The sequence below is a fragment of the Kerstersia sp. genome, assembly GCF_052103615.1.
Classification (GTDB): Bacteria; Pseudomonadota; Gammaproteobacteria; order Burkholderiales; family Burkholderiaceae_B; genus Kerstersia.
Genome location: NZ_JBQEKA010000007.1, coordinates 74596 through 83626 on the forward strand (window position 1 = coordinate 74596; position 9031 = coordinate 83626).

The window sequence follows — 9031 nt, forward strand, 5'->3', positions numbered from 1 at the left end:
CGCCAAGAATGATGGCTATGCCACGCATTTCTTTTCTCCTCCTCCGAAACCTGCTTGCGCTGGTTTCGCTGTGTCTGGCGGCATGTTTGCTGCCAGCGGGGGCGGCGTTCGCCAATCAGGCGGACATCTCCGTGTCTTTCCGGCACGGTGATGTGGAAATCGACGCCCAATTGCCGTTTGAATTGAATGCGGAACTGCGTGATGCCGCGGAACGTGGCGTTCCCCTGTATTTCAGCGTCGATCTGGAAGTGGACCGCAAACGCTGGTGGTGGTTTGATGCCACGGAAATCGAGTCGCGCATTACCTGGCGGGTGCTTTACAACGCTTTGACGCGCCAATGGCGTGTGGGAACCGGGGACTTGTCCCTGCCGGTGGCGGGCCTGGAAGACGCCATGGATGTCGTGCGTACCATCCGGGGCTGGCCGGTCGCGAAGTTGTCCGATCTGTCCGCCGGGGTGCGCTATGAAGGCCGCTTGCGCCTGCGCTTGGATACGTCGCGCTTGTCACGGCCATTTCAGATCAATGCGTTCAATAGCAGCGCATGGACGGCCAGTTCTCCCTGGTACGAATTTTCGTTCAAGGTACCGGATACGGTAGCGGAAGGCCCATGAGCCAGATGTTGCGCATGGCCTTGCTGTTGGGCGGCGCGTGTGGGCTGGCGCTGCTGGCCATGCTGGTCTGGTCCACGGCCAATGCTTCCCGTTTTGCTGAATATTATGATTTGCTGTTGCTGCTCAATGGCGTGCTGGCCCTGGCAATGTTCGTCTGGGTGCTGGGGCTTAGCCTGCGCATGTGGCGGCAGTTCAGGCGGCGAGCCTTTGGCGCTCGGCTGACGGCGCGTTTTGCGCTGTCTTTTGCCGTGATCGGCGTGGTGCCGGGCGTTGCCATCTATATGCTGTCCGTGCAATTCATGTCCCGCTCCATCGAGTCCTGGTTCAATGTGCGCGTCAACGCGGCGCTGGAAGCCGGCCTGAATCTGGGGCGGGCGGCGCTGGATTCGCAACTGGCGGAACTGGAAGCGCGCGGGCGTGCCATGTTGCTGGAGCTGAACCGCACCAGCGACGCCGATATGGCGCTGGCGCTGACCCGTTTGCGCGCCGCCCATAGCGTTTCCGACGCGATGGTGTTTACCAGCAATGGCCGTTCGATTGCTTACTCGACGGAAGGCTATGGCGCCTTGTTGCCGGAATTGCCACCTTCTTCCGTGATGAATCAGTTGCGGATAGCGCGCAGCTACGCGGCGGCGGAATCTGATGAGTCCAGCGGCGCGGTGGGGCGAGAACGCCTGTATTTGCGCGTGGTGCTGCCTTTGTCGTCGGATGCGACGATAGACCGCTTGCGCGGCGGCTGGGGCACGGGCGATCCGCGCTGGCTGCAGCTGATTCAGCCTGTGCCGGAACAGATTGCCTACAACGCCAGCCGGGTACAGGAAGGCTTTCGTGATTATCAGGAATTGTCCTTGTCACGGCTGGGGCTGCGCAAGCTTTACGGCATTACACTGACCATGGCCTTGCTGATGACGGTATTTGCGTCGGTGGCGGTGGCTCTGGCGCTGTCGCGCCGGCTGGTGCGCCCCTTGCTGACGCTGGCATCCGGGACCAAGGCTGTCAGTGTCGGAGATTACCGGCCCTTGCCGGAGCCGCCGGGCAATGATGAGGTCGGCCAGCTGACCCGCTCATTCAATGCCATGACACGGCAGCTGGGTGAAGCGCGCGTCATGGTAGAGCGCAACCGCCAGCAGCTGGAACGCTCCAACGTGTATCTGGAAAGCGTGCTGAGCAACCTGTCTTCCGGGGTATTGGTCTTTGACGAGCTGTTCCGCGTCACCATGTTCAATCAGGGGGCGCAGTCCATTTTGCACGCGGATTTGAGGCAGACGGTGGGCCGGCCGCTGGAAACGGCCAATGGCCTGATTGGTTTTGCCGCCGTGATCCGCCACGCGTTTGCCTCGCACGAGGCGGTGGATTCCGAAGCGCCCTACTGGACGCAGCGCTTTGAATTGGCCTTGCAGGAGGATGGCGTCAGCGACATGGTGCGGCAGCCCGCGACTGTCATGGCGCGCGGCACGCACCTGCGTGTGGCCGAACGCGATAATGGCTATCTGGTCGTTTTCGACGATATCACCGAGCTGATGTCAGCCAGCCGGACGGTCGCCTGGGGGGAAGTGGCGCGGCGTCTGGCCCATGAAATCAAGAATCCGCTGACGCCAATACAGTTGTCTGCCGAACGTCTGGCCATGAAACTGGCGGACAAGCTGGAAGACAATGATGCCCGCATGCTGCGGCGGGCCACGCAGACCATCGTGGATCAGGTGGCTTCGCTCAAGCAAATGGTGGATGAGTTCCGCGAATACGCGCGTGCGCCCCAGGCAGTGATGCGGTCTGTGGATTTCAACCGTCTGGTGACGGATGTGCTGGCCTTGTATGGCTGGGACCCGGCGGAGCACGGTACATCTGGCGCCGCGCATTGGCTGGAAGTGCACCTGGATGAGGAAGCTCCGACTATTATGGGAGATGCGGCACAGCTGCGCCAAGTTATCCATAATTTACTGAGTAACGCTCGCGATGCCATCGTCGAGCAGGAAGAACAGGGTAAAGTCCGGGTAAGAACCGTGCGGGCACTGACTGCGCGGGCCGATGGCACGGAACAGCCTGCCCTCAGATTTTCGGTTTCGGATACGGGCAAGGGCTTTGCCGCGCATGTGCAGCAGCGGGTGTTCGAACCTTATGTCACCACTAAATCCCATGGCACAGGCCTGGGCCTTGCCATTGTCCGTAAAATTGTGGACGAACACGGTGGTCAGATTGATTTGGGCAACCGCAAGGAAGGCGGCGCGCGGGTGACGATTTTGCTGACCCGGTTGGCACCGGCCCCGACTTCGGCGAAACTGGACGGCGCGGGGCCAGAACAGGGATAATGCAGCAAGCGATAGGTGAGAGGTTATGGCCAGAATCCTGGTAGTGGACGACGAAGTTGGCATACGCGAGCTGTTGTCCGAAATTCTCTATGACGAGGGGCATACGGTCGAACTGGCCGAGAATGCCAGTCAGGCACGGGCCGCCAGGCAGGCGTTCCGGCCGGATTTGGTGTTGCTGGACATCTGGATGCCGGACACCGATGGTGTCAGCCTGCTCAAGGAGTGGAGCGCTCAGGGGCTGCTGGACATGCCGGTCGTCATGATGAGCGGACACGCCACCATTGATACCGCCATGGAAGCGACGCGCATAGGCGCCATCGACTTCCTGGAAAAACCCATCACGCTGCAGCGGCTGCTCAAGACTGTCGAGAACGGTCTGGCGCGCCGCCGGGTGGTGCCGGCACCGGCGGCTGCCAGCACGCAGGCAAGCCCCCAGCCGCAACGCGCCGCGCAGGATGCTGCTGTGCCCAGCGCGGAGCAGGACTCCCCCGCCAATGGCCGTCTGGGCGAAATTTCCCTGGATCTGCCTTTGCGCGAAGCGCGTGATGCTTTCGAGCGCATTTATTTCGAATATCACCTGGCCCGAGAAGGCCACAGCATGACGCGCGTGTCCGAACGGACCGGGCTGGAGCGGACGCACTTGTACCGCAAGCTCAAACAATTGGGTATCGAGGCCACGCGCAAGCGCTCATCATGAAAATCCTGATCGTTGGCGCAGGGCGCGTAGGCGTCAGCGTCGCGGAAAACTTGGTGTCCGAGCGTAACGACATTACGGTGGTCGATCTGAACGCCGAGCAGCTTGCGCCCTTGCAAGAGCATTTTGACTTGCGTGTGGTGCATGGCGATGCCTGCCAGGTGTCGGTGCTGCGCAAGGCTGGTGCAGATGATGCGGATCTTCTGATTGCCTGTGCCAGCCTGGATGCCGTGAATCTTGTGGTCTGTAAGCTGGCGCGGCAGGTGTTCAACGTGCCGCGCCGGATCGCCCGGGTTCGCTCCGCTGAATTGCCGGAGATGCCCGAGCTGCTGGGTGAAGGCGGTTTCTGCGTGGATGCCGTGATTAGCCCGGAGCGCAGCGTCAGCGGTTATCTGAACAAGCTGATCGAATTCCCTGAAGCCTTGCAGATGGTCGAATTCGCCAACGGCCGCCTGAGCGTGATGACTTTGCGTGTCGGGGAAGGCAGCCCGTTGGTGGCGCGCCGCACCGATGAACTCGCCAGTGTGTTTCCGGGTATCAATGCGCGGGTGATTGACGTGGTGCGCCGTGGCCGTTCCCTGTTGCCGCGTCCGGAATTGCGTGTCGCGGCGGGGGACGAGGCTTTGGTCATCGTCGATACCCAGCATGCGCGGCGAGCCGTGCGCCAGGTGCGCAGCGCCGAGAAAAGCGTCAGCCGCGTGATGATCGCGGGCGGCGGCAACATCGGCATCCGCGTGGCCCGCGAGCTCGCGGCCGAAGGCTACAACATCCGTGTCATTGAGCGCGATATCAAGCGCTGTGAATATCTGGCTGAAACGCTGCCGGATCATGTGCTGGTGCTGCATGGCAGCGGCACGGACGAAGACCTGCTCGAAGGCGAGAGCATCGAGGACATGGATACCTGGCTGGCCCTGACCAGCGATGACGAAGACAACATCATGTCGTCGTTGCTGGCTAAGCGTCTGGGCGCCCGCAAGGTGATTGCGCTGATCAACCGCCAGGCCTATGGCGAATTGATGCAGGGCAGCCATATTGATGTGGCCATTTCCCCGGCCCAGGCCACCATGAGTGAATTGCTGCGCCATGTGCGGCGCGGAGATATCGTGGCCGTGCACCGGCTGCGTCAGGGCATGGCCGAAGCCCTGGAAGTGATCGCGCACGGTGACCGGCGAACGTCCAAGGTGGTGGGGCGCAGGGTAGAAGATGTCAGGCTGCCACGCGGAGCGCGCATCGTGGCCTTGGTGCGCGGCGACGAGGAAATCATTATGGCGGATGGCGATACGCTCATCGAAACCGACGATCATGTGATTGTGTTCGCGCCGACCCGGCGCCAGATTCCTCAGATCGAAAGCCTGTTCCAGGTCAGCGCGGCTTTCTTCTGATGACGGACTTGCAAGCGCCATGAGCCGTCGTTTCTTTGCCGTGCTGCACTTGCTGGGTGTCACGGTGACGCTCTTTGCTTGCGCCATGCTGTTACCGGTCGCTGTCTCCGTGGCGACCAAGGACGGCGCCTTGCCGGTGTTTGAGGATAGCTTTCTGATCGCCTTCGGCCTGGGCGTTCTATTCTGGCTGGTGGGGCGCTGGCGGCGCGGCGAATTGCGTCCGCGAGACGGTTTTCTGCTGGTGTCGGTGGTGTGGGTCAGCCTGCCCGCGCTGGCGGCGATTCCCTTGTATCTCTATTTCTTGCGCAGCGGCGCGCCGATTACGGTAGCGCACGCCTATTTCGAAGCCATGTCCGGCCTGACCACCACCGGCGCCACGGCGCTGACCGGCCTGGGCGAGCTGCCGATGTCCATCAATCTCTGGCGCACGACACTGGTCTGGCTGGGGGGGATGGGGATTTTGGTGCTGGCCGTGGCCGTGCTGCCCTTGCTGGGCGTTGGCGGCCATCAGGTTTTCCGCGCCGAAGCGCCTGGCCCGATCAAGGATGAAAAACTGACGCCGCGCATCGCGGAAACGGCCAAGGCGCTGTACGCCATTTACGTCAGTATTTCCCTGGTGTGCTTTGTCTGCTACCGCTTTGCCGGGCTGTCCTGGTTCGAAGCCTGGACGCATATGGCATCAACCATGGGGCTGGGCGGCTTTTCCACGTATGACGACGGCTTCATGCATTTTGATTCCCCGGCGGTGGAAGCCGTGGCGATGGTGTTCATGCTGATCGCGGGGATCAATTTCGCCACGCACTTCCAGGCATTCCGGTTTCGCAGTTTCCGGCCCTATCGGCGTTGCCCCGAAGCCATTCCTTATCTGGCGACCTTGTTGTCTCTGGCGGTGCTGGTATCAGCCTATCTGTATTGGTATTACCCGGAAGCAGGTTTGCTGGATGCCTTGCGCAAGGGCTTCTTCAATACGATTTCAGTCGGAACGACGACGGGCTTTGCCAATACGGACTATGCCGTCTGGCCTATCCTGTTGCCGCTGGCCATGCTGCTGGCGGGATCGTTCTGCACCTCTGCCGGGTCCACTGGCGGCGGCATCAAGATGATCCGGGTGGTCTTGCTGTTCAAACAGGCGCGCCAGGAAATGCGCAGCCTGCTGCATCCTCACGCGGTGATGCCGGTGCGTGTGGCAGGCCGTATCGTGCCGCAGCGCCTGATGATTTCCATCCTGGCATTCATGCTGCTGTATGTGCTGTCCATAGGCGTGTTCAGCGCGCTGATGCTGATGAGCGGGCTGGATGCCCTGACGGCGCTGACAGCGGTGTTTGCCATGATCAACAACATAGGCCCGGGCCTGGGCGCGGTCGGGCCTATGGGTAATTACGCTGGCATGACGGATTTCCAGGCCTGGATCTGCACGTTTGCCATGCTGATCGGGCGTCTGGAACTTTTCACGGTGCTGGTGCTGTTTCTGCCGGACTTCTGGCGGCGTTAAGGCGCACGGCTAGGGGCGGTTTGCGGGCGCGGCAGCCGTTCAGGGCTGTTTGCGGCCGATGGCGCTGACCGACAGGCGGGTTTCTCCGCCGACCTGGCGCGCCGCTGCACGCCAGGCGTGGCCATACGATACTTCCACACTCAAAGCGATACGGCCATCCGGGCGGCGGCGTTCGTCCAGCGCGTCTTTCAGGTTTTGCAGCCAGCGGCGTCCTGGCAGCGCGGCACGCCGGCCCGTGGCCGGGTTGCCGCCCAGAGCGCGCACGTCTTCCAGCAGGCGGTCGGGTGTTTCGTAGGTCAGGGTCAGGGTTTCCTGGTCCATGACCGGATCGGCAAAGCCATTCTCGACCAGTTGATCGCCGAAATCGTGCATATCCACGAAAGCCGGGGTGGCGGTTTCCAGACCGGCGGCGGCCAGGGCTTGCCGCAGTTCGATAAACGTCCCCGGGCCCAGCCAGGAAAACATTGCCAGCCCGCCGACTTTCAGGACCCGGCGCCATTCGGCCAGGACGGCATCGGGCTGAGGGTGCCAGTGCAGCGCCAGATTGGACCAGACCAGTTCCAGGGATTCGGCAGGCAGGCCGGTGGCGGCCATATCTGCCTGAATGAAGCGGGGCGCCGTATCGCGCCGGCGCAGCGTATCCAGCCAGGTGCGGAAACTGCCGGGCGCATGGCGCGCGCGAGCGAGTTCCAGCACGGCAGCACTGTGATCCACACCGGCATAACTGGCTTGCGGATAGCGTGCCTGAAGCAGCGGCAGCGCGTGGCCCGCGCCGCAACCGGCATCCATGAGCGCGGTGGGCGCGATGCGTATGTAGCGCAGCCGCTCTTCCATGCGCGAGGCAATTTCGTCATAAAGAAAACGTCCCGCTGCCAGATCGCCGCGGCGGGAGAATTGCAGCATGACATGACGGGAATCCAGGGGCAGGCGTGGCGGAGTGGTGGACATTTTCTGCTCGCATGGGCTGGACTGCGCGCCATGCATGGTGTGGGATAGACGCTGTGCAGTGTACGCGCACTTGCGCTGCCGAGTGAAGCCTGCGGCTGGCGCGGGCGGGAAATGAAGGGGGACGACGAATGGCTGAATGGCGGCGCATCAGCGCCAGGATCTCGGCTTGCGCGGCGCCGTTGTTCGCACGGGTGGCATCGACATGCCCGCTGTGTCTGGCGGCCACCCGTGGCGGGAGGGTATGCCAGCTGTGCCATGCGGCCGTGCGGCAAGGCGCCGGGCTGTTGCCGCCAGCAGGGTTGGCAGGCGTGGATGAATGGTGCCAAGCGTTTGCCTATGCGCCGCCAGGCGATGTCCTGATCTGGCAATACAAAGTCAGCCTGCGTTTGCGCCATGCCCGGCTGGTGGCCAGTCTGATGGCCGAGGCCTGGCAGCAACGCGAAAATGACTGCCGCGTGTCCCGCACTTTATCCATGCACGTCCCGGTTCCCGTGCGGGTGCCTGTGCTGGTGCCTGTGCCGTCCAGCCGTCGTTCACTGGCACGGCGCGGCTTCAATCCGGCGCGGGAGCTGTCGCGTCATCTGGCCGGCATGCTTGGGCTGAGGGAGCGTCCAGAGTGGCTGCTGCGCCATGAAACCCGGCACAAGCAGGCCGGGCTCGGACGCGAGGCGCGCCGCGCCATCCTGGATGGCGTGTTTTTCTGCCCGGCCCTACCCGAGGGGGCTGCCGTCATCCTGGTGGATGACGTCGTTACCACGGGCAGCACCGCCAGCGCGGCGGCGCGGGCGTTGAAGGCCGCGGGCGCAAGCCGGGTGGCGGTGCTGGCTGCGGCGCGGGTGCCGCCGCCCGGCAAAACGCCCGCCGGGCAGGTCTCATGATGCCATTTTCAGTACCTTGCCGCGTGGCATTTCTGGCCGGGCAGTCTGCGCTTTCGGTGTGAAAGTGCGCCGTAGCGTGTGCGGCAGTGGCAAAATACCGCTATGTTTCACGTCATCCTAGTCCATCCTGAAATTCCGCCGAATACCGGTAATGCTATTCGCCTGTGCGCCAATACCGGCGCGCAGCTGCACTTGGTGCGCCCGCTGGGCTTCGATCTCGATGATGCCCGCTTGCGGCGGGCCGGGCTTGATTACCACGAGTGGCAGCCCATGAAGGTGCATGATTCCCTGGCTGGCGCGCTGGCAGCCACAGGCGCGCCGCCGGAGCGCTGTTTTGCGCTGACAACCCAGGGCGCGCGCAGTATTGCGGCGCTGCAGTTCCAGCCAGGAGATGTGTTTGTCTTTGGCCGGGAAACAGCGGGTTTGTCGGATGAGGACCTGGCTGTCTTTGCGGCGTCGCAGCGTATCAGGCTGCCCATGCGCCCAGGCCAGCGCAGCCTGAATCTGTCCAATGCCGTGGCAGTGACAGTATTTGAAGCCTGGCGCCAGCAGGATTACGCAGGCTGCCTGCCGTAAGCCTGTTGGCGAGCGGCAGGGGCAGGGCGCTCGAATGGTCTGGCCGCCGCCAGTGGCCAGCATGCAGGGAGTCGGTTAAAGACCAGTGCTTAAAGGCCAGCGCTGCTGGTGTGCTGTTTTGAGCACGCTTTTGCGCCACTTGCC

At 62.8% G+C, this 9031-nt stretch carries 7 protein-coding genes and 1 pseudogene; 7 read left to right on the forward strand and 1 reads right to left on the reverse strand.

Features of this window, described 5'->3' with window-relative positions; translation table 11 throughout:
- Window positions 1-17 precede the first annotated feature (17 nt).
- The 5 genes and pseudogenes from ACTJGZ_RS03700 (at window position 18) to ACTJGZ_RS03720 (ending at window position 6485) form a co-directional block, all read left to right on the forward strand.
- The gene (locus ACTJGZ_RS03700; protein ID WP_441661600.1) at window positions 18-611 is read left to right on the forward strand and encodes a DUF4390 domain-containing protein; all 594 of its coding nucleotides are present in this window, start codon (window positions 18-20) and stop codon (window positions 609-611) included.
- Window positions 608-2936, forward strand: a pseudogene (locus ACTJGZ_RS03705) (ATP-binding protein). Before ACTJGZ_RS03700 ends, ACTJGZ_RS03705 begins: the two are co-directional and overlap by 4 nt.
- A 6-nt stretch (window positions 2937-2942) precedes the next feature.
- Window positions 2943-3614, forward strand: a complete 672-nt coding sequence (locus ACTJGZ_RS03710; protein ID WP_441661601.1) for a response regulator — start codon at window positions 2943-2945, stop codon at window positions 3612-3614.
- On the forward strand, window positions 3611-4993 hold the full coding sequence (gene trkA / locus ACTJGZ_RS03715) for a Trk system potassium transporter TrkA (RefSeq protein WP_441661602.1): 1383 nt from the start codon (window positions 3611-3613) through the stop codon (window positions 4991-4993). Before ACTJGZ_RS03710 ends, trkA begins: the two co-directional genes overlap by 4 nt.
- A gap of 19 nt (window positions 4994-5012) precedes the next feature.
- Window positions 5013-6485, forward strand: coding sequence for a TrkH family potassium uptake protein (locus ACTJGZ_RS03720; RefSeq protein ID WP_441661603.1), 1473 nt, complete (start codon window positions 5013-5015; stop codon window positions 6483-6485).
- 39 nt (window positions 6486-6524) lie between these two features.
- Here the strand turns inward: ACTJGZ_RS03720 and ACTJGZ_RS03725 are convergent, their stop codons facing one another.
- Window positions 6525-7469, reverse strand: a complete 945-nt coding sequence (locus tag ACTJGZ_RS03725; RefSeq protein WP_441661604.1) for a methyltransferase domain-containing protein — start codon at window positions 7467-7469, stop codon at window positions 6525-6527.
- A gap of 92 nt (window positions 7470-7561) precedes the next feature.
- On the opposite strand from ACTJGZ_RS03725, the gene ACTJGZ_RS03730 reads away from it, so the two are divergent.
- Both ACTJGZ_RS03730 and ACTJGZ_RS03735 read left to right on the forward strand, forming a co-directional pair.
- Complete coding sequence (locus ACTJGZ_RS03730) at window positions 7562-8311, forward strand: ComF family protein (protein WP_441661605.1); 750 nt, start codon at window positions 7562-7564, stop codon at window positions 8309-8311.
- A gap of 102 nt (window positions 8312-8413) precedes the next feature.
- Window positions 8414-8887: a tRNA (cytidine(34)-2'-O)-methyltransferase gene (locus ACTJGZ_RS03735; protein ID WP_441661606.1), complete on the forward strand. Its 474-nt coding sequence runs from the start codon at window positions 8414-8416 to the stop codon at window positions 8885-8887.
- The last annotated feature ends 144 nt before the right edge of the window (window positions 8888-9031 follow it).

What these genes read in the sequence shown, in the direction of transcription:
- trkA (WP_441661602.1), top strand. Translation starts at nt 3,611, where the DNA reads ATGAAAATCCTGATCGTTGGCGCAGGGCGCGTAGGCGTCAGCGTCGCG.
- ACTJGZ_RS03725 (WP_441661604.1), bottom strand. Translation starts at nt 7,469, where the DNA reads ATGCATGGCGCGCAGTCCAGCCCATGCGAGCAGAAAATGTCCACCACT.
- ACTJGZ_RS03700 (WP_441661600.1), top strand. Translation starts at nt 18, where the DNA reads ATGCCACGCATTTCTTTTCTCCTCCTCCGAAACCTGCTTGCGCTGGTT.
- ACTJGZ_RS03730 (WP_441661605.1), top strand. Translation starts at nt 7,562, where the DNA reads ATGGCTGAATGGCGGCGCATCAGCGCCAGGATCTCGGCTTGCGCGGCG.
- ACTJGZ_RS03720 (WP_441661603.1), top strand. Translation starts at nt 5,013, where the DNA reads ATGAGCCGTCGTTTCTTTGCCGTGCTGCACTTGCTGGGTGTCACGGTG.
- ACTJGZ_RS03710 (WP_441661601.1), top strand. Translation starts at nt 2,943, where the DNA reads ATGGCCAGAATCCTGGTAGTGGACGACGAAGTTGGCATACGCGAGCTG.
- ACTJGZ_RS03735 (WP_441661606.1), top strand. Translation starts at nt 8,414, where the DNA reads ATGTTTCACGTCATCCTAGTCCATCCTGAAATTCCGCCGAATACCGGT.